This is a genomic window from Streptomyces sp. SAS_270 (genome assembly GCF_052543295.1).
The window spans coordinates 13664-35881 of the sequence record NZ_JBMNDS010000022.1; the positions used below are offsets into that span (position 1 = coordinate 13664).

23 protein-coding genes are annotated in these 22218 nt (G+C 67.9%); 13 read left to right on the top strand and 10 right to left on the bottom strand.

Going from position 1 to position 22218, the window contains the following annotated elements:
- Positions 1 to 9 precede the first annotated feature (9 nt).
- Positions 10 to 915 (top strand): helix-turn-helix transcriptional regulator, encoded by a 906-nt coding sequence (locus tag ACN6LB_RS17160; RefSeq protein WP_445026662.1) that lies wholly within the window; start codon positions 10 to 12, stop codon positions 913 to 915.
- Positions 916 to 971: 56 nt separating this feature from the next.
- Here the strand turns inward: ACN6LB_RS17160 and ACN6LB_RS17165 are convergent, their stop codons facing one another.
- On the bottom strand, positions 972 to 1730 hold the full coding sequence (locus ACN6LB_RS17165) for an SDR family NAD(P)-dependent oxidoreductase (RefSeq protein WP_445026663.1): 759 nt from the start codon (positions 1728 to 1730) through the stop codon (positions 972 to 974).
- 133 nt (positions 1731 to 1863) lie between these two features.
- Between ACN6LB_RS17165 and ACN6LB_RS17170 the strand changes: the two genes are divergently transcribed.
- Together ACN6LB_RS17170 and ACN6LB_RS17175 are read left to right on the top strand one after the other, a co-directional pair.
- On the top strand, positions 1864 to 2547 hold the full coding sequence (locus tag ACN6LB_RS17170; RefSeq protein WP_445026664.1) for a TetR family transcriptional regulator: 684 nt from the start codon (positions 1864 to 1866) through the stop codon (positions 2545 to 2547).
- 165 nt (positions 2548 to 2712) lie between these two features.
- Positions 2713 to 3405 (top strand): hypothetical protein, encoded by a 693-nt coding sequence (locus ACN6LB_RS17175; protein ID WP_445026665.1) that lies wholly within the window; start codon positions 2713 to 2715, stop codon positions 3403 to 3405.
- 272 nt (positions 3406 to 3677) lie between these two features.
- Here ACN6LB_RS17175 and ACN6LB_RS17180 read toward each other — a convergent pair whose 3' ends face one another.
- The 4 genes from ACN6LB_RS17180 to ACN6LB_RS17195 all read right to left on the bottom strand — a co-directional run bounded on the left by ACN6LB_RS17180 (position 3678) and on the right by ACN6LB_RS17195 (position 7742).
- Positions 3678 to 5189, bottom strand: coding sequence for an FG-GAP-like repeat-containing protein (locus tag ACN6LB_RS17180; protein WP_445026666.1), 1512 nt, complete (start codon positions 5187 to 5189; stop codon positions 3678 to 3680).
- Between the two features lie 456 nt (positions 5190 to 5645).
- Positions 5646 to 6695: a hypothetical protein gene (locus ACN6LB_RS17185; protein ID WP_445026667.1), complete on the bottom strand. Its 1050-nt coding sequence runs from the start codon at positions 6693 to 6695 to the stop codon at positions 5646 to 5648.
- A gap of 430 nt (positions 6696 to 7125) precedes the next feature.
- On the bottom strand, positions 7126 to 7503 hold the full coding sequence (locus ACN6LB_RS17190) for a fic family toxin-antitoxin system, toxin component (RefSeq protein ID WP_445026668.1): 378 nt from the start codon (positions 7501 to 7503) through the stop codon (positions 7126 to 7128).
- Positions 7503 to 7742: a hypothetical protein gene (locus ACN6LB_RS17195; protein WP_445026669.1), complete on the bottom strand. Its 240-nt coding sequence runs from the start codon at positions 7740 to 7742 to the stop codon at positions 7503 to 7505. Before ACN6LB_RS17195 ends, ACN6LB_RS17190 begins: the two co-directional genes overlap by 1 nt.
- 732 nt (positions 7743 to 8474) lie before the next feature.
- Here ACN6LB_RS17195 and ACN6LB_RS17200 point away from each other — a divergent pair.
- Both ACN6LB_RS17200 and ACN6LB_RS17205 read left to right on the top strand, forming a co-directional pair.
- A complete protein-coding gene (locus ACN6LB_RS17200) occupies positions 8475 to 9218 on the top strand; it encodes a hypothetical protein (RefSeq protein ID WP_445026670.1) in 744 nt (247 codons plus the stop codon).
- Between the two features lie 448 nt (positions 9219 to 9666).
- Complete coding sequence (locus ACN6LB_RS17205) at positions 9667 to 10260, top strand: DUF4291 domain-containing protein (RefSeq protein ID WP_445026671.1); 594 nt, start codon at positions 9667 to 9669, stop codon at positions 10258 to 10260.
- A gap of 31 nt (positions 10261 to 10291) precedes the next feature.
- On the opposite strand, the gene ACN6LB_RS17210 is transcribed toward ACN6LB_RS17205, so the two are convergent.
- Positions 10292 to 11167, bottom strand: a complete 876-nt coding sequence (locus tag ACN6LB_RS17210) for a GNAT family N-acetyltransferase (RefSeq protein ID WP_445026672.1) — start codon at positions 11165 to 11167, stop codon at positions 10292 to 10294.
- A gap of 279 nt (positions 11168 to 11446) precedes the next feature.
- On the opposite strand from ACN6LB_RS17210, the gene ACN6LB_RS17215 reads away from it, so the two are divergent.
- From ACN6LB_RS17215 to ACN6LB_RS17225, 3 genes are all read left to right on the top strand, one after another.
- Positions 11447 to 11725 (top strand): polyprenyl synthetase, encoded by a 279-nt coding sequence (locus tag ACN6LB_RS17215; RefSeq protein WP_445026673.1) that lies wholly within the window; start codon positions 11447 to 11449, stop codon positions 11723 to 11725.
- Positions 11718 to 12767: a polyprenyl synthetase family protein gene (locus tag ACN6LB_RS17220; protein WP_445026743.1), complete on the top strand. Its 1050-nt coding sequence runs from the start codon at positions 11718 to 11720 to the stop codon at positions 12765 to 12767. Before ACN6LB_RS17215 ends, ACN6LB_RS17220 begins: the two co-directional genes overlap by 8 nt.
- Positions 12768 to 12870: 103 nt before the next feature.
- On the top strand, positions 12871 to 14031 hold the full coding sequence (locus ACN6LB_RS17225) for an oxygenase MpaB family protein (RefSeq protein ID WP_445026674.1): 1161 nt from the start codon (positions 12871 to 12873) through the stop codon (positions 14029 to 14031).
- A 105-nt stretch (positions 14032 to 14136) separates the two neighbouring features.
- On the opposite strand, the gene ACN6LB_RS17230 is transcribed toward ACN6LB_RS17225, so the two are convergent.
- The 3 genes from ACN6LB_RS17230 to ACN6LB_RS17240 all read right to left on the bottom strand — a co-directional run bounded on the left by ACN6LB_RS17230 (position 14137) and on the right by ACN6LB_RS17240 (position 15860).
- A complete protein-coding gene (locus tag ACN6LB_RS17230; RefSeq protein ID WP_445026675.1) occupies positions 14137 to 14343 on the bottom strand; it encodes a hypothetical protein in 207 nt (68 codons plus the stop codon).
- A 620-nt stretch (positions 14344 to 14963) separates the two neighbouring features.
- Positions 14964 to 15344, bottom strand: coding sequence for a DUF5958 family protein (locus tag ACN6LB_RS17235; RefSeq protein WP_445026744.1), 381 nt, complete (start codon positions 15342 to 15344; stop codon positions 14964 to 14966).
- Positions 15345 to 15407: 63 nt separating this feature from the next.
- Positions 15408 to 15860: a hypothetical protein gene (locus ACN6LB_RS17240; protein ID WP_445026676.1), complete on the bottom strand. Its 453-nt coding sequence runs from the start codon at positions 15858 to 15860 to the stop codon at positions 15408 to 15410.
- A 334-nt stretch (positions 15861 to 16194) separates the two neighbouring features.
- Here ACN6LB_RS17240 and ACN6LB_RS17245 point away from each other — a divergent pair, with 334 nt between their 5' ends.
- Positions 16195 to 17361: a hypothetical protein gene (locus ACN6LB_RS17245; protein ID WP_445026677.1), complete on the top strand. Its 1167-nt coding sequence runs from the start codon at positions 16195 to 16197 to the stop codon at positions 17359 to 17361.
- Between the two features lie 77 nt (positions 17362 to 17438).
- On the opposite strand, the gene ACN6LB_RS17250 is transcribed toward ACN6LB_RS17245, so the two are convergent.
- The gene (locus ACN6LB_RS17250; RefSeq protein ID WP_445026678.1) at positions 17439 to 17945 is read right to left on the bottom strand and encodes an STM3941 family protein; all 507 of its coding nucleotides are present in this window, start codon (positions 17943 to 17945) and stop codon (positions 17439 to 17441) included.
- A gap of 538 nt (positions 17946 to 18483) precedes the next feature.
- Here ACN6LB_RS17250 and ACN6LB_RS17255 point away from each other — a divergent pair.
- The 4 genes from ACN6LB_RS17255 to ACN6LB_RS17270 all read left to right on the top strand — a co-directional run bounded on the left by ACN6LB_RS17255 (position 18484) and on the right by ACN6LB_RS17270 (position 22125).
- Positions 18484 to 18765: a hypothetical protein gene (locus tag ACN6LB_RS17255; protein ID WP_445026679.1), complete on the top strand. Its 282-nt coding sequence runs from the start codon at positions 18484 to 18486 to the stop codon at positions 18763 to 18765.
- Positions 18762 to 19367 carry an RNA polymerase sigma factor gene (locus ACN6LB_RS17260; protein WP_445026680.1) on the top strand — a complete coding sequence of 202 codons (606 nt, stop codon included), beginning with the start codon at positions 18762 to 18764 and terminating at the stop codon, positions 19365 to 19367. Before ACN6LB_RS17255 ends, ACN6LB_RS17260 begins: the two co-directional genes overlap by 4 nt.
- 463 nt (positions 19368 to 19830) lie before the next feature.
- Positions 19831 to 21393: a diguanylate cyclase CdgB gene (gene cdgB, locus ACN6LB_RS17265; RefSeq protein WP_445026745.1), complete on the top strand. Its 1563-nt coding sequence runs from the start codon at positions 19831 to 19833 to the stop codon at positions 21391 to 21393.
- 246 nt (positions 21394 to 21639) lie between these two features.
- Positions 21640 to 22125: a hypothetical protein gene (locus tag ACN6LB_RS17270; protein ID WP_445026681.1), complete on the top strand. Its 486-nt coding sequence runs from the start codon at positions 21640 to 21642 to the stop codon at positions 22123 to 22125.
- The last annotated feature ends 93 nt before the right edge of the window (positions 22126 to 22218 follow it).

Here is a 22218-nt window from a genome sequence, read left to right on the forward strand (position 1 = left end):
GTGGATCGCATGGACGACCGAACCAATCACCGTGCGGAGATCCGGGACTTTCTTGCCAGCCGCCGGGCGAAGATCACCCCGGAGCAGGCCGGGCTGCCCACCAGCGGCCGCCGCCGGGTCCCGGGACTGCGGCGTGAGGAGGTCGCCGTGCTCGCCGGGGTGAGCACCGAGTGGTACACCCGGCTGGAGAAGGGCCATATCAGCGGGGTGTCCGAAGACGTGCTGGCCGCGGTCGCCGATACCTTGCAGCTGGACGAGGACGAGCGCACCTACCTGTTCGACCTGGCCCGCGCCGCCCGGCCCGCACGCCGCACGCCGTCCCGCCGCAGGGATGTCGAAGTCCCGCCACGCATCCAGTGGCTGCTCGGCTCCATCACGATGTCCGCCGCCTTCGTACGCAACGGCCGCCTGGACGTCACCGCCCACAACGCTCTCGGCCGGGCCCTGCACGCGCCGATGTTCGACAGCCGCACGACCGACAAACTCGGCCGTCCGAACTTCGCCCGCTACCACTTCCTCGACCCTGGCTCACAGGACTTCTTCGTCGACTGGGACGCCGGCGCCGCCGCCACCGTCGCGTTGCTGCGTGCCGAGGCCGGGCGTGAGCCGCATGATCGGGCCCTTCGCGAGCTGATCGGTGAGCTGTCCACGCTCAGCGCCGACTTCCGCACCATGTGGGCTGCACACGACGTACGTATCCGCCACGACGGAGTCAAGCGGCTGTACCATCCCGAGGTCGGCCTCCTGGAGCTGACCTACCAGTCTGTGGACCTGCCCGTGTCTCACCGGACCGTGCACGACCTGAGCCTCTACACCGCCGAACCGGGCAGCACCTCCGAAGAGCGCCTCAAGCTCCTCGCCAGCCTGGCAGCCACTCCCGTCCGGACGACGGAGCCCACCGACCGGCTGCACTGAGCGGCTGCACTGACTGGATCACCGGGGACGGCTTTCGGACCATCACCGCAGGACCCTTACTGGGCCTTGTAGCCGCCGTCGACGTTGAGGATGGTTCCGGTGACGAAGGACGCGGCCGGAGAGGCAAGCCAGGTGATGGCTTCGGCGACTTCGGTGGGGCGGCCCATCCGGTTGACCGGCTGGAGGGCGGCGATGGCGGCCTCGTCCCACGTGCCGGCCTCGATGGCGGTGCTGAGGATGTCGGTCCTGATCGCGGCGGGGGCGACCCCGTTGATGCGAATGCCGTCGGTGGCGTACTCCAGTGCGGCGGACTTGGTCAGGCCGACCACGGCGTGCTTCGTGGCGGAGTAGTTGGCCGCGTAGCGTATGCCGCCCAGGCCCGCGATCGAGGCCAGGTTGACGATGGAGCCGCCAGGGGTGTCCTGGGCCAGCATCTGCTGGATCTGGTACTTCATGCCCCAGAAGACGCCGAGCACGTTCGTGGTGAGCATCTGCTGGAAGCGGCTGGTGGGCTCGTCGGCCATGCGGCCGGCATCAAGGGAGATCCCGGCGTTGTTGACCGCGACATCGAGTCGGCCGAAGCGCTCGACGGTGGCCGCGACCAGGGCGGCGACGGACTCTTCGGAGTTGACGTCCACGGCGACGAAGGCGGCTTGCCCGCCGTTGTCGCGGATCTCGCGGGCGACGGCTTCGCCCGCTTCCTTGCGACGGCCGGAGACGACGACGGCGTGGCCCGCGCGGGCCAGAGCAAGGCTGGTCTCCTTGCCGATGCCGGTGGTGGCTCCGGTGACCAGGGCGACGCTGGAAACGCTCATGGTGGCGAACCTCTTTCATGTACGGGTGAGCACGGCCGATGGCCCCGCTTTAGAAGACCGGCGGTCTCTTGTGCTCCAACTTAAGAGACTGTCGGTCTGATGTCAAAAGACCGGCAGTCTGTAACATGAGGGCATGACGACCTTCCAGCGAGCACGCAGCGAGGAACAGCGCGAGATCCGGCGGCGGGCGATCCTCGACACCGCGGCGGCGATGCTCGACGAGATGTCCGTGAGCGCACTCAGCCTGAACGAACTGAGTCGGCGCGTGGGCCTGGCGAAGTCCAACGTGCTGCGCTACTTCGAGTCACGCGAAGCAGTCCTGCTGGAACTGCTGGACCGCGACTGGCGGCAGTGGACCGCCGACCTTCCCGAACAGCTCGCCACCTCGGTCACCTCCGGCGCCCCGCCGATCCAGCGCGGTCAGGAGTTCGCCGCCGTCCTGACACACTCCCTCGAACAGCACCGGGTACTGTGCGACCTGCTCAGCGCCCAAGCGGGCGTCCTGGAACACAACGTCTCCGCGGACGTGGCCGCCCGCTACAAACGAGCAGCCCTCGACAACGTCGCCGCTCTGGCCGCGCTTGCCCGCCGGCACCTGCCCGAACTCGGCGCTCACGCCGACCAACTCTGTGCCCAGGCCGTCATGGTGAGCGGCGCGGTATGGACCCATGCCCGACCGTCCCCCGCCATGCTCACCGCATACGAAGCCGATCCCTCACTCGCTGCCCTGCGCATGGACTTCACCACCACCCTGGAGGAGATGCTGACAACCCTCATCGCGGGCACACTCGCCAGGGCTGAACTTGGTGGTTACTGACTTCGGCTGCTCAGGACGACGGTGATCGCCGAGGGTCAGCGCTGCGCTTGCCGTGCAGCCGTCGTGGATGCACCGCCACACCGCCCTCCGCTGGATCACCTACGCGCGACGCGACTGGGCCGAGTACCTCGCCGCCCGAGCCGAGGACCAACAAGGGGACAACCAATGACCTTCATGACCAGCGACAGCGACGGGCGCACGGCGCAGGAAGTGCGCGAGTACCTACTCGCGCAGTTGAATGCTGCGATGCGCCGCCCCGGAATGTACGGCGGCGAGACGGCGCTCAGGCTCTACCTCGACGCCGTGGCGTTCGCCGACGCCGCTGAGCAGGTGTGGCAGGAGGAGCTGAAGGACCTCCAAACGAGAGTGGTCTTCTCCACTGGAGTGCGCGGAGCCTTCCAAGAACTCTGGGGCGATACGCACGAGGGCTCTGTGGCGTCGGTGTATGCCGAGATTGCACACCGCCAGGGATGGCTGAGACTCGACCGGACCCTCACCTCAAGCGAATACGACGAGATCCGTCACGCCGGCGAGACCTGGTGCCGAGAGGATCGGTTCCTCAGCGATGTCGTCACGGCGTTCGGTCCCCCCTCGGTACTCTTCGGGGGGACCAACCCCAACTACCCCAAGACACTTGCCTATACGACCGGGCGGCGAGACGACGCCCTTCTCTGTTTTCACCTCTGGAACGGTTTCCTGCCGAGCCCAAGCCCTTCGTCGTCGTGCGTCCACGCCGAGCCGATCCTCTGGGCGTTCCGCGCCGGGGGCACCCTGTTCATGGACGGCTTCACCTTCACGCCTGAGGGAACGGCCCGCCATGCGCTGAGCCGCGACCCCACTCGACCTGAGGGCAGTTGAGGGAATGATGCACGGTCGGAAACAACCCGCTCCTGCCAGTAACACGCACGGGCGCCCGCTCCTCGCTCCGGCCCGGCGCGGTCATTCGTGGACAGGCTGGTCGTTCTCCGCCGGGCCGGACAGCCGGGAGACTCTGGACGTCACCCTGGTGCCACCGAGGCTGGTGGTCGAAGTCGGCGTCGAAAGCGCCCGTGACGCCGCCAACCGGTGGCACCACCCCGCACGCCGACAGCGTGCACGCCTGCTGCACCGTGCACGCCGCGACCTCGCGGTCAGTCGCCCACCGAGGCTCCGAACATGGCCCCGCTCGCAGGCAGGCCCATGGTGGGCGGGCCGAACGAGAAGGAACCGCTCGCGGTGATGCCACTGGAGGTGGCCGGGAAGACCCACGCGGCGCCGTTGTTCGCGTTCTCCGCCGAGTCGCCGACGACCAGGCCGTCCTTCTTGTCGCCGTCTGCGTCGACGAGGGCGGTCTCGCTGCCGAAGCGGTCCAGCTTCTCGGCGGTGCCGGGCACGCCGCTCGTGTTCTGGCTGAACACCTTGGCACCGGTGCCGGTCAGGCCGTTCGCGGTGCCGCGCAGCACGAGCACGCTGCCCGCGTCGGTGATGCCGTCGAAGTCCTCACCAGGCAGTCCGGTTGCCACGTCGGGATAACCGTCGCCGTTGGTGTCGCCGATCGACAGGCCCGACCCCATGCCGTCATGCCACTCCCCCACGCCCGGGACACCCGCGGTGTCCTGGTTGATCCACACCGGCTTACGGGTGGTGGACACGCCGTTCGGACCGCCGTGGACGACGGCGACCGCACCGCCCTTGATCGGGAGGCCGACGTCGTAGTCGGTGCCGTCGACGGAGTGGCCGACGACGATCTCGGCGTGCTTGTCCTTGTCGAGGTCGCCGATCTCGACGTCGTCGCCGCGGATGAGCCGGCCCTGCGCATCCTTGAGGAGGCCCTTGTACGTGAACCCGGAAGGACCGCCCACCATGAGGGCGACCCCACCGGTACCGACCTCACCGTCCAGCTGTCTGGCACTGACGGCCAGATCGGCGATGCCGTCGCCGTTCACGTCACCGGCGGCCATCGCGAGGGCATACCACTCCTCGCCGGAGGCGACGAGGGTGAACCGGGTCGTCCTCGCGTCGGCGCCGTTCCGCCGGAACGGGCCGTGCAGCACCGAGCCCTCGCCGGGCGTGTTCTCGTCGCCGTAGTCGTCGCCCGACGCCACCACATCCGGGTACTTGTCCCCGTCGACGTCAGCGACCACGTAGGCGCCGCGGGAGTTCGCCGGAACGTTCCTCAGCAGAGTCGGCGTGGCGGAGAGACCCTTGGGGCCGCCCCAGTTGACGGCCAGGAAGCGTCCGGCGTAGCCGCTGATCGGCGACATGTCCACGAGCGACAGCAGATCGGCGTAGCCGTCCCGGTCAAGGTCGCCGCTTTGCAGGTCGCTGCCGTAGCGCGTCTGTGGCTGCGCCGTCGACCGGCTCGACCACGTCAGCACTTGCTTGCGCGAGGTCGACAGCCCGCTGGACGAGCCGTACAGCACGCTGACCGCCCCCGCCTTCGCCTGCCCGTTCAATGTGGTGCCGGGCGCGCCGATCGCCAGGTCGCGATAGCCGTCGCCGTTGAAGTCGTCGTGCAGGCGCTTGGTGCTGGGCGTGGCGGTGGTCGTAGCGGCCGGGGTGGCGGCGTCGACGACGGGAACCAGCACGGCACCGCTGACCAGGGCGATACCGGTGGCGAGGACGAGCCGTCTGCGGCGCCGGGGGAGGGAACGGGAAGCCATGATTGTCCTGACGTAGGCGGAGAAGAAGGCGCGTGGGGGGCGGGGGTCAGCGCGGGAACGCGTCGCCGAGCCAGGCGCCACTCCCGACCGTGCCGAGAGTGCCGGCGCCGAAGGAGAAGGAGCCCTTGGACCGTGGCACCGGCGGACCCGGAGCGCAACACCCATACGGCACCGGCGTACGCGTCCTCACGCCGCCCAGTACGACTCACCAGAGAGGCGGTTGGTTGTGCCGGCGTACGCCGCGACTTTCCCTGCCGTTAACCGCGTACTCCACCCGAGAGCCCTACGGCGCCCCAGAACGGCTCGAGGTCGTCGAACTCCCGAGTCGCATCATCTCGTTCGGCCTGCCGATCGCGCCCCCAATTCCCAGTAACGGGCGAGGTCTCCAGCCGGCCATGCGTGCAGGGCAAACGCAGCGATCAGAGCGGCATCCGGTCGAGCGGAGCGCGCAACCGGTCATGCAGTCCATAGACGGACCATGCCGTCAGCGAGTTGCAAGAACTGCCGGGCGCCTGGGTGGTGATGTGTGGGGGATATTCCGGGAACGATGCCCAGTAGCTTCCCCTCGACCGGATCCCATATCGACAGACCGGCGTCGCCGCTACTGAAGAGGCGGGTGCCATCGCTGAAGAAGGGCCCGGCCGGGCCCTCGAACGCGAGGAGTTCAACAGCCATTCCGTCCTGCCCGGTTCGACTCGTGTCGAAGATCCGTGCCCCGGGCCGCATGGCGTTACCGTCGTCGCCGAGTCCCTCTACGGCGACCCGGACAGAGTCGATCCAGGTCACGGCGTAATTCCAGTAGTACGTCCGGTCGCACACTTCCACCCGGCTCGGACCGTCCTCGGACTCCCACACGTTGCCCTCGATCCATGGATCAAGATCCCACACTGAGGGGATGCCGAATGGATGCCATTTCCAGCCGTCGTCCAGGATCCGTTTGCCATCAGGGCTCACATACAGTGCGCCGTGGAAGTAATCGAGGAAATGCTCCGGCAAGGCCTCTCCGGCTGCAGCCACAGGTAGCGACCGGTCAGTCAGCAGCAACCCCGTTTGCGCGTCGGACACGTCCAGCCGGTGCCAGTCCGTGCGGTGGATCACGACGCAAACCCCGCGGCTCTGCCCGAACGCCAGCGAGAACGGGACGGTGTCCGCGTTGTAGCCCTGGTTGTCCAACGCCAGCGTAACCTCGCCGGTCCGCAGATAGATCACCTCACCAAACCGACCGTAATCGTTGACCACAGCGGCGAACATGCCGTCGTAGGAGGCATGCAGGCGCCTGCGAAGCCGGCGATCGTTCCATGGTTCGTGGTCGGGTTCTGCCGAAACGGTCGTGGTCCCGACAGCCTCGTGATCACCAGTTGCTACGTCCCACCGGCTGATCGTTCCGTCCTCGCCCAGCACCAGCCACGCCGACCGCTCGCAATGCCGCACCGGCGCCAGATCGGCCACTGCCCCCAGACGCGACGGCACCGCCAACTCACGGACGGCGTCATAGCCACCTATCACCGCTGCCCCCCCAGGCCCCCTAAACCGAACCGACAGCGTATCGGGGCGCAAGTTGCAGATTGTCGTGGTCAAGCCAACTGCCCCGATCGAGATCCCCGCCAGGACGCATATCACGGAGAGCGAGCCCTCGACCCGTGACCGTGCAACCACTACCCATAGTGCGGAAGTTGGAAATCGCGGCCTCACGGGGCGTGCCGGGAAGTCCGGATAAGCAGACGTACTCGAGAACGCAGGCGGTGCCGTAGAGCCGAGCGAACACGTGCCGAGCGTGAGCCGCCAGCGTTCGAAGTGGCCCAGGAAATCCTCCCATTCCGCGTCAGTGGGGGCGCGGTACTCCTCAGCGGGGCGGAGGGAAGAACGACTGGCGATGAAGGCGCGGTGAGCCCGTACTGCGCCCGGCGCCCGGGAGGCGGTGGCGGGCCCGCGCGTGTCAACTGGCGGCGGGCCAGGTCCGCAGCAAGGCGGCGATCTTCCCGGCGGTGCAGGCGGGGTCGAGGAGCAGGTCCTTGAGAGCGACGGCATCCTCGCGGGCGGGCTTGACGGGAATCCCGGCGGCTTCCAAGTACATGACGCCGGACGCGGCGGCGACGGCCATGTTGGAACGCTCCAGCCAGCGGCACCGGCCCAGGGTGTGCACCAGAGCGGCGGCTTTGGCGTAGAGGCCGTCGTAGACGGGCTGCTCGAACAGCTCGGCCCTGTGGCGGGCGACCGCCGAGACGGGAACGCCGTAGTCGTCAGGGGCCGGATCGTCAGCTCCGGCCGCCTCGGCGACCTGCAGGATCCAGGGAACGTCGATGTGCAGGTCCATCAGGCCGCGCACGCTCCCCCGGGCGTCTGCTGGGCTTGTTCGGCCTCGTCGAAGACGCTCTGGTGTTCGGCCAGGAAGCGGGCAGCCGCGTCCACCGCACGGGCGCGCAGGCCGCTGGTGTCGTCCTGCACCAGCCTGGCGAGGTAGTCGCCGATGCTCAGCCCCAGGTCGGCGGCGCGTTTCCTCGCGAGTTCCGCCACGTCCTCATCCACGCGCGCGCCCAGCTGTGTCTTCGCCATACTCGTATGGTAACAGCCGTTACCATACGGCGGAAGCGGCAAGCAGGAGCTGCGGTCCCGTCCGTGCAGACCTCGTCGAAAGAGGCAGCGGCCAGGCGCTCGGAGAGTCCCCTCGGTTCCTCCAAGGGAGGGCTGAGCGTTCTGGTTGCGTCGGCACCCTGGGTCTCAAACGCCTCCGTGTGCGCCACGTCCAGGGGCCCACCGGAGTCACCTGAGCTGGAGTGGACCCAGCCGCCAAAGGCCCTGGACGAACAGGCGCGCACCAACTCGACATCCGACAGCTCCAGCACCGGCGCACCAGCCGTGGATCCGAGCGTCTTGCCCCTCAGCCGATCGTTCTCCCCTCCTCGCGCTCACACGACGGAACACGCCCGCAAGACGGTCAGAGGCCACAGCCACGAGCGCCGCCGAGTGGCCGAGTGGCCGACCGGAGCTGGTGGAACGTGCTGCTCGAAGCGGTCGATCAAGTCTCCGAGGGCGGGTGACCGGCCATCAGGTCAGCCTGGCGTGCTGACCTCCTGCCGACTCCTGGCGTCACCGAGAGCCAAGTCGCCGCGCAGGCCTGGAGGATCGGGTTGGCCCGTTGTCTGGCGAGGTCCCGCGCAGGTCGTCACGGCTCGGCGTATGTCTGGATCGCGTCGATCTGCTCGTGCAATGCCCCAGACGTGGGCGAGTATTGCTCTCGACTGATCGACGGGGGCTGCTATGGGCGTGAGTCGGACACGGGGTTTCTTGGTCAGCACGGCAACGGCTCTGGCGCTGACGATGCTGTTGTCCTGTGCCCGGGGCGGGGCAGCGGACGGCGATGCGAAGGCGATGCGGGAAGCCTTACAACCCCTGCATGCGTCGGGGACTTTCCGGATGGCCGGCGAACTCCGCACCCCTGAGGGGACCAGGATCCGATTCGACGCACGGCTGAACGGGCAGGGCGACTGCACCGGCCTGATGGGCAAAGCAGAGAGTGTCCTGCGCGGGAAGCGTGTCTGGACTCGCTGGGACGACGCTGCCTTGGACGAAGCTGTCAGCGGGCTGAGCGGTGGGTCCGCCACTCCCGCCGACCCGGCTGCTTCACAGAGCGACGACACGGAATTTGCTGCCACGAAGCTGCTGCGCGGAAGCTACATGGTCACCGACCTGCCCAACAACAACATCTTTGCGGAGGGGATTGCCCCGGCCTGCCAGGCTGGTGAACTTCTGGCCAACGCCGGATACGCCAGCGGAGATGTCACCTCCGGGCCGGCAGAAGAGGGAACCGATGAGCAACTGCGTGTCCTGACCCGCGTCACCGGTCCCGTCACAGTGCGGGTGTACGTGCTGATGGAAGGCGAACCCGAACTGCGTCGCGCCGAGTACGTTGTCGACGGCGGCCAGGCCGTTTCGGCGCAGTTCAGCGAAATCGGAAAGCCCGTCAAAGTCAGCCCGCCCGCGAACTCTTCAACAGTGTCCGTAGCGGATGTATTGAGCGTCCTCGGCTGAGACGTCGTTCCATCTAGTTGTTTCATCCCTGGATGCAGAAGCAGCCCTCCGGATTCGCTGGTAGTCCACCGACAGCGCCGACCAGGCCGGCCCCGCACGCCACACCGTCACCACCGACTTCGACTTCGCCGATTGCCAAGCCCCAGCCGGGACCGACCTGTTTACCTCCATCCGGCAGGGCCACAGACATCAGGACCGCCGACGTCACCGTCGTCTGGTCCCAGGAGATGCCACCCGCCGTCGGCACCCAGGCACCGGGCAGCACCCCCAGGTCCGCAGAGGCCCCCCAGCCAGGCCAGTGCCCCCCGGGCCACCCACCCCCCACCGGCGCCAGTCCCGGACGCCCTGAACCCGAAGCCGGAGCCCTACTCCATCCAGCGCCCAGTCAGCCTCATCCGGCCTGGTAATTCGATGGCGCAGCCCTCATCAAACGTCGACCCTGGTCACCGTGCCAGAACCCAAGCATCAGATCCGCGCCCTCTACACGGCCGCCACAGTGACCGTCTATCAGGCATACGCACCGGAAATCGGCCTGCCCGCCGCGCAGGACGGTCGCTTTCCGGCCGCCTGGAAGAGGGACCGAATGACGTGGATCAAACCGTCGTTCCTCTGGATGATGTACCGCTGCGGATGGGCAAGCAAGGAAAGTCAGGAGACCGTCCTCGCAATCGAAATCACCCGCGAGGGCTTCGAGTGGGCTCTGTCGAACGCCTGCCTGGCCCACTACGAACACGGGTTGCATCCCAACCGCGCCACATGGAAGCGCCGGCTGAAGCGAGCCCCGGCACGAGTGCAGTGGGATCCCGAACGCGATCTGCACCTACAGCCGCTGCCTCACCGCTCACTACAACTCGGCCTCACGGGCGAGGCCTCCGAGCGCTACGCAGAGAAGTGGATCGTCTCGATCAACGACGTCACCGCAATCGCGCATGCGATCCATGCCCACGTAAGAGACGGGGCTTTGGAAGCCGCCGAGCAACTGCTTCCCGCGGAACACCTCTATCCCTCGGGCGACACGCTTCTGACCCACCTACGCCACTGAGCCGGCCAATGCAATAGGCGAGGTTATTGATTCAACTGGCTTCCGGTGCGCCATACGCGAAGTCGTACGAAGCCCAGTCGGTGACCCGGCGGTACCCGAGGCGCTGGTAGAGGGTATTGCTGGTGTTGTTGCCCGCGTCCGTGAACAGCACGACCTCCCTGGCACCCGCGGTGAGCGCGGCCCTGCTCACCTCGGCGGTTACGGCGGCTGCGTAGCCGCGGCCGCGGAGGTGGGCCGGGGTGTAGACGGGGTCCACCCGGACCATGCCTGCGACCATCGGGTTCACGCCGGCCATGGAGACGGGGGTGCCCTCTGAGGTCTCCCAGAAGGTGTAGGTCTTCTCGGCGAAGCGGGTGCGTTCCCAGGAGGCGGCGTCGACGGTGACGGTCTCCCGGAGGTCGGCGGCGAGTTCACGGCACCAGCGCATGAGGTGCTCGTGGTCCTGCTCGCCTACGACCCTGCCGCGGCCCTCCGGATACGGCTCCGGCGGGATGAGCATGCCAAGGCGGTACAGGCTCATCCGGACGCGAAGCGTCGACGTCGCACCGGTATGCCTCTGCCAGGCTTCGGCGAATGCGGTGGCGGTGTCGTGGTCCGCGGTGACGCCGGCGAAGGTATGGCCGGTGCAGGACAATTTGGCGGCCAGGGCATCGGCCCGCTCAGGGGAGAGCGAAGTGAGGGTCAGGCGGCGGGTCGGCGGGCGGTAGAAGATCGCCTGAATCTCGCCCTCCGACTCCAGCCGCCCGAAGAGGACGGTTCCGGGGGTGAACGCGCCCGGGCGGGTCTGCCACTTCTCGATCACTGTGAGCGGCGTGTTGTGCAGGGCGGGGCGTGAGCGCAGGAAGTCTCCGGCCCGCCCGAGAAAGTCGTCGATGTCTTCGGTGAGGTGCCAGGCATCCGAGCGCATGCTGCATGATCGGGCATGCTCTCCGCTCCGGGGAACTGATTGTCCTTGTCCACAGGCTGATGCGCGGGCTTTGCGGGTCCGGGGAACGGTCGATCGAAGACCTCACCGAAGTACCTGAGTTTTGGCCAAGAGCGGCAGACAGAGGTACAGGGACCGCACATCCATACGGTGTGATCACTCGTTGGTGAGTTCTTCCCTCCTCTGCGCCTGACGTGACGCGACGCTGAGTGGCATGGCGCGGGACCGGTGCCTGAGGTTCTTCTGTAGGTGGGGGTAGGCATGGCACGGGAAGCGGAACGCCCTGGAAGCCTGGAACAGCAAGCGGTGCTGCTGGTGGCGGGCGTGGCCGATCTAGCGGTGAGCACGCTCGGTTCGGCGCTTGGCACGGTGCGCGGGTTCCTGCGTCGCTCGGACACGGCAGAGCTGGCGGAGCAGGCCGAACGGGACCTGATCGCGCGCGGGCGCCTGGCTCTCGACCGGTACGCGGCCGCATCACCGGCCCATCTGGAGGTGCTTGCCCGGCACGCGCTGGCCCGGCAGGCCGGCGACGGTGTCTGAACACTGGAAGGCGGCTCCGTTCAAGGCCCGGGTCGATGAGGTGCTGTGCTCCTTCGTCGCCGCGGAGGCCGACCAGTTCGCGGATATCGATCCAGCGCTCGTTCCTGTTGCCCGGCAGGTGGAGCACGCGGTCGCCGGCGGCAAACGGCTGCGGGCGGCCTTCTGTTACTGGGGCTGGCGTGCGGCCGGGCAGCCGGACAGTGACGCGCTGGTGCGGGCGGCGGCGTCCATGGAACTGGTCCACGCCGCCGCGATCGTGCATGACGACCTCATCGACGACAGTGCGCTGCGCCACGGCCGCCCCACGGCGCATGTGGCCCTGCGCGGTGCGCTGCGGCACCGCCCGCGGGCGGCGAACGCGGCCCGGTCGCTGGCGATGCTGGTGGGCGATCTGTTGATGTCGCTGGCCGGTCAGCTGTTCACCACCAGTGGCCTGCCCGCCGCCTATCTCGGCCGGGCCCGCCCGCTGTGGGCGGCGCTGGCCCGCGAGCTGATCGCCGGGGAGTGTCTGGAAATCCTGCACACCGGAGCCGCCCCGGACACCTCCGCGTCACTGAAGGTGATCCGGTACAAGACCGCCAAATACACCGTCGAGCAGCCTCTGTTGATCGGCGGTGCGTTGGCCGGCGCCGGCGGGCGGCTGCGCGAGGGGTATTCCGCGTACGGGCTGCCGCTGGGCGAAGCCTTTCAGCTCAGGGACGACCTGCTGGGCCTGTTCGGGGACCCGGAACACACCGGCAAAGCCAACCTCGACGATCTGCGTGGCCACCGGCCCACTGCCCTGCTGGCGGAGACATGGCGCCTCGCCGACGACAAGGATCGTGAGCAGCTGCGCACCCTGCTGGGGCGACGCCTCGACGGCAACGGCCTGGAAGCCGTGCGCGCGCTGATGCGGCGGCTGAATGCGCCGGAGCGTATCGAAGCAATGATCACTACGCGGGTCGACGAGGCCACACAGTGCCTGCACGGTCTGGCCGTCCCCGCGCATGCCACCGCGGCTCTGACCACGCTGGCCCAGTCAGCAGCGATCCGCCACCACTGACGCCCTCGCCCAGCCGCACCACCGCACAGCCCCAACCGCATCACCCCATCCTGCGACAGCAAGCTCCCCAGGGGGTTGCTGCGTAAGGTCAAGGAGTTCCGTGATGACTTACACCGAGGCGTCGTTGGACGCCCTGCGCCAAGCCGGTGACGAACTCGCCGACGCCACCGTCGCCACCCTGTTCGAACGCGGAGAGGTCGGCAAGTTCAACACCCTTATGCGGTACGTGTCCACCGCAGGTGCTCCCCTGCCCGACGGGCTGCCCGATGTGGCCCGGGAGTACCTCCAAGTGACGAGCGCACCGCCGGACTGGGTGGACTGGGCCGAGATGGAGAAGGCCCGTCTGTTCTTCATCGACAACAACGTGCACATCTCCACCGCGCTGTCGTTCGCCTCCATGCCCGCCTGCTACGTCGTCCCGCACGTTGCCCGGCTGCTGTCGGCCACCCACGGTCTGAAGTACCCCTCCAAGCGGATGGCGGAGACCGGGCAATTCACCGTCTACCTCATGCAGCCCGACGCGTTCGAGGCCGGCAGCCGCTTCATCCCCGCCGCCCAGAAGGTCCGCCTCCTGCACGCCTCCATCCGCCACCACCTCAAGCGGGAGAACCGCTGGGAGAGCGAAACACTGGGCGTGCCGATCTGTCAGGAGGACATGATCGGCGGGCAGATGTTCTTCTCCCTGCTCGTACTGGACTCTCTGCACCGCCTGGGCATCCACATGTCCCCCGAGGGCGCCGATGCGTACTTCTACGCCTGGCGAGTCGTCGGAGCGATGCTCGGCGTCGACCAGGACACCGTCCCCAAGACGCTGGAGGAAGCCCGTCAATTCCTCGACCTGTACATGATCCGCCACATGGCACCGTCCGAGGAAGGCGCGCACCTCACCCGGCAGCTGATCGACCTGTACGAGGAAGTCGTCCCCGGCACCTTCTTCGACCCGATCGTCTCCGCGCTGATCCGCCACCTGATCGGCGACACCTGCGCCGACTGGCTCCAAGTCCCGCGCACCCCCTGGGACACCGTCGTCAAGGCCGTTCCCCACCTGCTGGGCGTCCTGGAAAGCATCGAGGACCGCTCACCTCTCGGCGCCTGGGCACTGGACCGGCTCGGCCACCTCACCACCATCCTCGAACTGTCCTCGCTCACCCGCGGACGCGTCATGCACTACGCCATCCCCGAACAGCTGAAAAAGGACTACGGCGTCACCGGCACAGCGCCCCGCGCCCACCGCTGGACCCCACCCCTGCCCAGCGTCACCTGACGCACCACCCGGCCACACCGTCACGATTCTCAACAATCGCGACCGAGTTGGGACCACACGCTGTTTCGACAGGCCGCAAGCCGGCCACTTCGACCGTGCCCGCAGTCATGCCGCGTCGGTGATTCGCTGCCTGGACTCGCTGCCGTTCTGCTCCGCATGGGCTCCGGTGCGCGGAACGAGGGAGAGATGGCGCCCTCGGTGGGCGTGACGCGCAGGTTGCGCAGGCTGCTTGAGCAGCCACTCCTCGTAGCGTCCCAGTGACAGCATCACGCACATCAGTCCCGGGGGCAGCAGAATGGCGACGAAGACCACGACAACTCCTTTTGAAGTTTGAAGACGGGCTCTCTTTCCTGCCGGGTAGCCCGCACCGAGCGACGCAGAGACCCAAGCCGTGGAGGGAGCGTGACCATCTCGTGGGGACGGTGTGCCACTGGCCGGTCGTCCGTTGGTGCAAGGCATGCAATCGGCGCGGCGGCGCAGCCGTGAAGCATGAGGAGTGTCATCTACCGTGAGCCGCTGGGTGTGCGGGAGCAGGTGGACTGCGGACAGGCCGACGGTGGCTGCGCTGCGGTTCTGGAGAGTCTGAAGCGTTTGGGAGAACGGGAATTCTGCTGGATACAGCTGGACGAGCCCGATCCAGGCGACCTGGAAGGACTCGCCGACGAGCTCGGGTTGCACGGCCCGGACCCGCCCACCCCCGCCGCACCGCCAGCGCGGCCGCCCCACTGTGCCGCCACGCCACCCGCAATGCCGTACCCATTCGCTGCATAACACGCCAAGTGCCACGCCAGGGACGATGAACCCACCGGTCAGCCGCACTTCCACCGCCCCCGGGATGCGCTCAGCTCCTATATCAGGCGCGGATGTCGCCGTACTTCCCGAATCTGCCCTGGACGCCATCGGCATCGGTGCACAGATGCCGACAAGAAGGATCACTCAACGGCGGACAGCCTGTGCCACCAGTGACCGCACCCGTCGGAGCAGAAGCGCTCGCGACGTCGTCCGTCGGCGATCGCGAGTACCGCGACCAACAGTCGGAACGCTTTTCGGCGTTCGTCGCGGGGAGTGAGAGAGGCGATCTTCCCCAGTTGACGGTCGATCCGGCCGCGTGTGATCAGCACCGCGGGCGTGTGCGTCGGGCGCAGCCCGGCACGGAGGATGCTCTCCGATCCGTCCTCGGTCACAGCGCGTGCCTGTACACAGTGGTGGCGCAGGAACAGGAGCGTCTCGGACTGCTCCTCCGGGCTGAGTGCGTCGAACCATGCGATGCCTTGTGACATCGGGCGGAGCCCCTGGGCAAGTTCGTTGAGCATGACGTCGCGTTCAATCAAGGTCGCGTCCCACCGTGCAAGCGGCGCTTCGGCGCGCAGTCGACGTCAGTGGAACCAGGCAACAAGTCGCACATGGTCCGCTCCGTGGAGTTCACCGAGTGTCCGCATAACGCTCCATACGGGTCCCCAGGCGGTTTTGTCTCCGGCGACTGATTCTGGGCTTCGCGTGCCGGAACCATCTATTTCCTGCCAGTCGGCTGCGACGAGTTCGGCCCAGGTGATCCATGTTGTGCCGTGGACGTCAGGAGGGCCGCCGTACGCGGCGTATTCGATCCGCAGGCCCTCGGATACGTCGCCAGGAAAACCGCGGCCTTCGGCCAGAGGGTGGAAGCCGAAGTAGTTCCGGATACCGAAGAGGCAGGCGAGGGCAACGTAGGCGTTGCCGTTGTTGAGCAGGAAGAGGTCGATGGCGGCATGCCACACGGAGTCCTCGTCGTCGGGGCCCCAGAGGCGGGCACCTGGTCGACACTCGATCATCCCGCTGACTTCGGTGGACATGCGGGCATGCTGCCCGCACGGCCCATGACTCGGCACCTGCTTTTCCTTTGATTCGCCTCGCCATCAGTTCCCGTGGCGCCTGCTGATCCCCGTGCGCCTCCAGGCGTGCTCAGCTCTCCACCCCGCCCATGGCTGTGACCCGGAATGAGTGCTGGGGCACCGATCCGGCATTCCTGGTGGGGCTATTGGCAGGTGCTGGAACCACGGACAGTTCTGTTTTCGGTGGTCCAAGTGTTGCCGTGTTCGGGTCTGGAACAAAGGCAATAGGCGGGGCATCCTGGGCTTTCCGGCCTTTCCTGTTCGTGCTGTCGGGCCGGCCGGGGAGGGGAGCAGCATGGACGCCGAGGACCTTCCGGAGCCGCGTCAGTGGTCCACCACGTCACCCGAGGAGCTTGATCGACTGGCGTGTGGGGTGCTGAGCGCCGCTCGTGATGCGGCCCGGGAGCTGCGACGGGAGCCTGCGGATGCGGCTCGGCGGGCGTGGGCGCTGGGCATGCTGGCGGGGCAGACACAGGCGATGCTGGGGCCCGACCTGCCCGACCATCCGCCGGTCGGGATCGCAGCGCAGGAGGGATTCGTCCACACCGCCCTCGCTCTCGCCGTGCACATACGGGCACGCAGCTGGTCGGAGCGCGACCTCGGCGCGGCGAGCGTGCCTGGCCAGGACGCCGTACCCCATCCCGGGGAAGCGGGAGCGGCCGACGCCTTCGACGTCCTCGGGAGGCTGATGCTCCCGCACACCTCCCCCGAGGGCTGGTCCGCCACTCTGGTCACCGACCTGGCCCGCGGCAACCAGAGGCTGGAGGCCGCGGTCAAGCTGGGCAAGTACGTCCTGCATCCCACCTTCGTGGCACTCACCGACGACGTAACCCGCCTCATCGGCGAAGCCCTGCACAACCTCAACGTGGACCGCCTGCAGGGGCTGACCCGCTCGCTGCGCCACTACGCGAGCGCGGCCGGACCATCCCACCCGGCGGACCCGGTACCCGCCCCAGCCGTCGACATACCGGCACCCATGCCCGACCGCCCGTCCGTGATGGGGCCGGAATCCTCGGAAGGACCTGATTCGCAGCCCCGCTTCCGGCGGCCCCGCGGGCCGTCGTCCCACCGGCGGATGGCGTCAGAGCCTGTTCCTCCTGACGCCGCGACGCCGGCATCTGCGGAGCCACCGCGTCATCCGGGCTCTTCCGAGCCGAGGTCGCCGGGCGCCCCACGACCACGCCGCCCCGAGACCAACGGGCCGATTTTCACCCCGCGGGGGCCAACGGCCGACTTCACAGAACCGCAAGCCGACGAACCGATTTTCACCTCCATATGGGGCCAACTGGCGCCATTACAGACGTGGGACGAGGTTCCTCCTCCAAGTAGTGAGGAGTGGCGAGTCGGGTCTGGTGGCTTCACCCTGTCGGATCCGCACGGCCCTTGGCCCGCACCCGACATCTCGCACACCGACCTCCCGGACATCGACGACACCGAGCCGGGCGGCCTCGATCCGTTCTGACCGACAGACCGACACCGCTGGCGCGTACTCGGGCATGACCCTTCCTCGCAGTAGAGCCGGTCGGCCAAGGTGCGCGCTCAGTGCTGTACTGCGAGTCCGGGGCAGTGGCGCCGCATCGCGTCCAGGACCGCCTCAGGCGACACCGGCAAGGTGTTCGTGGCCATGTTGGCCGGACCCAAGCCGAGTCGCGCGTTCATGGACGCGGTGCTGCGGACGAGCTTGGGCGCTCGCGCCAGATAGGCGTCCGGGTTGTGCAGCACCAGCTCAATGAACCTCTGCGAGGTGTTACGCACCCGCTGCTCACGTATCCGTACGGCGGCTATCTCGTCCCAGCCGAACCGGCCCAGCCTCACGTGGTCCACTCCCCCGTCGTCCAGCACCAGCTCCGGCCGGTCGCGGAGCAGGCGCTGGATGATGATCACCGAGCAGAGCCCGAAGAAGGGCACGGCCAGCGCCCCCGCCACAGTCATCTTCACGGTGCTGTGAGCGACCAGGAAGGCAATGCCCACCGCGACGAAGACCACAGAGCCGGCCAGCATGGCCCACACACGCCCCTTGGCGAGCGGGTAGACCGTCGGGGGCACTGGAACACCATTATTGATCACGAGCCCAGACGATAGGACCAGAGCCCTCATCAGCGGAAGCCCCTTTCTCCAGACCCTCTGGGGCGTGGCCGTCCCGACTGCCCTCGTCCCACACGGCAGTCGAGACAGCCTGCCCCGCTCCGCCTCAGGCGTCGGCGGGCCCGCCGGCAAACAGGAAGAGGCAGCCACTGTGGGCGTTCATCTCAAGCCCCCAATAAGGCAGTTCACTTCCTGCGACCAACCCGACCTGCCGTCAACCCACGCCACCGCCGGAATTGACGAACTACCGGTGGTCGGCTGATCAGCTGGTCGTCCACCACGTCCGGCACCCTGCGGGCTCCGAGGGGCATTTACTGTTCGAAAATATGCCGCTTGACCGAATGGGATTTCGATATCACAGTCGTGACAGGCCCTCACGCGCGCGGACGGAACGAATGCTGAGCGACATTTCAGAAATTTTCCGAGGGGAGGTACCCGTTTCACCGATGGCGAGCGATGTATGCGTCGATGCTGTCGGGAGATGAAAGCGAGGCGCAACGTGCTCGATTCGGTAGGTCCTCAGGAGATCGCGTCGGTACTCGCCGGCGTGCTGGCCCTGGGCGCGCTGGCGATCCGCGTCGGCGGCCGGGTGAGGCTCGCGCGGGAACAGCGACAGGCGATCACCGCCGTGGCCGAAGCGGTCACCGCCACCGGACGCACGGCGCGCATCCGACACAGTTGCGCCGGCGCCCAGTGGTCACTGGAGGTGGGCAGCAGTCCTGTCGAAGAGGAGGCGTTGCGGCCGCCGGACCATGCGGCAAGTGGTGACCTCGACAGGTGACCGAGCACGTCCGCGACGGCGACACGGAGGACCGCAGCCCTGCCGAACTGGCCATGCGGGACTGCTACGACGCCTACAAGTGGCGCATCTGGCGATTCGTCGTCTCGCAGCTCGGCGCGGCCCGCAAGCAGGACGCGGAGGACGTGTGCCAGGACACCTGGGCGACCTTCTTCTCGAAGTTCGAGGAACATGTCGCGACGTACGACGACCTGGCGATGGTCCTGTTCCCGATCGCCCACTGCCGCATCGTGGACCACTGGCGCAAACGCGGCAGAACGCGGGAGGCCGCGGCCGCGAGCGAGGACCTCGAGGCGCTCGCCCACGGCGTCGCACCGCAGTGCGGCATCCTGGTCGACGACAGCACCAGCCGGTCCGTGGACTTGAAGCGAGCTCTGGCGGACCTGACCGAGCGCCAGCGCCAGGCGCTTCACTTCCATCACGTGGCACGGCTGACCATGAATGAGACGGCCCGGCTCATGGGCATCAGTCCCAATACCGTGAAGAAGACGCTCGGGGTGGCTCTCACCAAACTGCGGGCCTCCCCGAAACTGGAGTCCTATCAACTGCCGCTCGGCCGAGGGAGGCACGCCCGTGACAAATGACGATCGCAGCGCCTCCTTCGAGACGACCGAAACCGAGCTCGACGCCGGATTCGACGCGGTGATGGCCCGTCTTCGTGGGGCGACCGACCAGGAGCGGGCAGAGCTGCGCCTGGCGTCGGACCGGGCCGAGATCGGCCACGCCGCCTACGCACAGGGCATGCACCACCTGCAGGACGACAACGGCGATCTCGATGAGGCCGTACGGTGGCTGCGGCACGCGCACGAGATGGGCGTGTCAGAGGCCGGACGCGTCCTGCGCAGCGTTTTGTCGGGGCATGAGACGCACGAGGAGCCGGAGCAACCACCGGAGTCGCAGGAGCAGGTGCTCGGTGCTCCCCTGGCGGCGGCCCCCGTGCAGCAGGAAGGCGCCGACGCACCGAAGACCGCACCGCGCCCGACCACCGTGGTGGTGACACCGGAGCCCCACGTCGACCTGACCGCCTTGGACCAACTGCAGCAGGTCATGACGAACATGAACACCACCCGAGGCCTGGCCGACACACTGCAGACCGTCGCCGACGGAGTGGTCAACGGCCTCGGCTACGAGCTGGCGTGTGTCAACCTCGTACGCCCCGACGGCGACCTCGTCGTCGCCGCCCTCGCCGGTAACTCCGCCGCCGAGGCCCTCATCACCGGCCGCGTCGGCTCGCGCGCCTCCTGGGACCGCCGGCTGAGCATGGGCGAGGCCTGGGGCGACCTGCGGTTCATCCCGCACACCGAGGGCTGGGTCCTCGACGAGGACGACGTACCGCAGTGGCACGCCGACGGCCCCGCGCCCCGCCTCGAGGACGAGTGGCACCCCTCCGACCGGCTCTTCGCGCCGATGTACGCGACCGGCGCCTCCGGCGGCGAGCTGATCGGGGTCATCTCCGTCGACCGGCCGCGCAACGGACTCAGGCCCGGTGCCTGGGGTCGCAAGGCCCTGCAGATGTACGCCTTCCAGGCCGCCATCGCGATCAGCAACGCGCGCCTGCGAGCCAACATGCAGCGCGCCCTCGTCCGTCTGGAGCGCGAGCAGCAGGCCCTGCGTGCCAGCGAGGAGTCCTTCCGCCAGGCCTTCGAGTACGCCCCCTCCGGCATGGCCATCGCCGAGATGGGCGGCGACCAGCACGGCCGGATCCTGCGCACCAACGACGCCCTGTGCCGGCTGCTGGGCCGCCCCGCCTCCGCGATGCGCCGCTACTCCTTCTCCGACCTCGTCCACCCTGACGACACAGGCACCCTGCTGCGGACCTCCGCCGAGGGCGGCCGCGCCGAACTGCGCCTCGGCCGCCGCGACGGCACCTATGTGTGGGTGTCGCTGCGCAACTCCGTCGTCGCCGACGCCGCCGACGGGCCCCGCTTCCTGCTCACCCACGTCGAGGACATCGAGGAGCGCAAGCGCCGCGAGCTGCAGCTCGCCCACCGCGCCTCGCACGACTCCCTGACCGGCCTGCCGAACTCGGCCGAGCTGCGCTCCCGGCTCAGCTCCCGCCTCTGCCCACGGCCACAGGTCGGCAGGCCCGGATCCGAAGGCGCCGCCCCGCCCCCACCAGCCGGCTACGCCGCACCCACCTTCGACCACCACGTGCACGTGGTCGCGCCCGCGAGCGACGAACCCGGCGCGGACAATGGCGCCAGAGGTCTCGCGGTCCTCTTCTGCGACCTCGACGGCTTCAAGTCGATCAACGACCGGTTCGGGCACAACGCGGGCGACGAGGTGCTGATCGAGGTCGCCAGGCGGCTGAGCAGGCAGGTCCGCGACGGTGACACGGTCGCCCGGCTCGGCAGCGACGAGTTCGTGGTCCTCGCCGACGGGCTCGGCCCCGCGGACGCCCAGGACCTTGCGGCCCGGCTGCGCAACGCCATCATTGCGCCGATCCGTGTCGAGGGGAGGACGGTGCGCGTGGGCGCCAGTTTCGGCATCGGCTGGGCACACTGCGGGATGACCGCCGAAGAGGTGCTGAAATCCGCTGACCAGCGGATGTACGTGGGGAAGCGCAGCGCACTGCGGCGCCAGAACCGACCGACCGGCGCGACCGGATGACTTCAGTTCGTCAGCGCGGCCCTTCAGGGCGGCCCTGCTTGGGTCCCTGTCCGGAACCTTCGGGGCTCCCCGCCCGTCTGAGTCGATCCGGTTATCTGGGGTAACGGCGAAGGCGTCTCGCAACGTCGCTGTTCACCACGCTGCGGACGCGTCGGGAAGGCGGCTGGGTTCATCCTCTGCCGCGGGTGCCTGCTCTTGGAGGTGAGCCGCTGTCCTGTTGGATTGGTGCTTCCATAGGATCACGTCATGACTGCCGACGCCCCGCTCACCCGAGAGTCGTTCCGGCGCCTCCATCCGATCAACACGCCCCGGCCGCTGCCTCTGTTGCCGGATCGAGTCTGGACCGACGAGGACTGGGACCGGATCCGGCGCGGATATCGAACCCGGGACATGGATGAGAAGTGGAACATCTTCGTTGAAAGCGATGTCCTTTTCATGCACCGGAGTTGGACCGGTCACGGCGTCTATGAGGCGTCCTTTGCCCCAATGACCGGTGGTGGAAGGAGGATCGCCTCTGCTGTTGTGGAGGCTGATCGCGAGCGCTTTCGGCGCGTGGGGGACGAGTACGACTGTCTGATGCTGGAGCTGATCATCAGCGCGATCGTCCTTGGTGAGCCCGCCGCCGACCTCCGGGCCGGTCTCGTGGACTTGACTGCTCGGGCTTCGGGAAAGAGTGATCTTCCCTCGGGTGCGGTGGAGCACAGTGTTCTGGGATTGCGCACTGGATCGTAAGCTCTGCAGCCCAGCGAGTGCTGTCATGACGTCGGGCGATAGGACTGGATCACCCTTTGCAGGCGCAGGATCCTGCCGTGTGCGGCGGCCAGC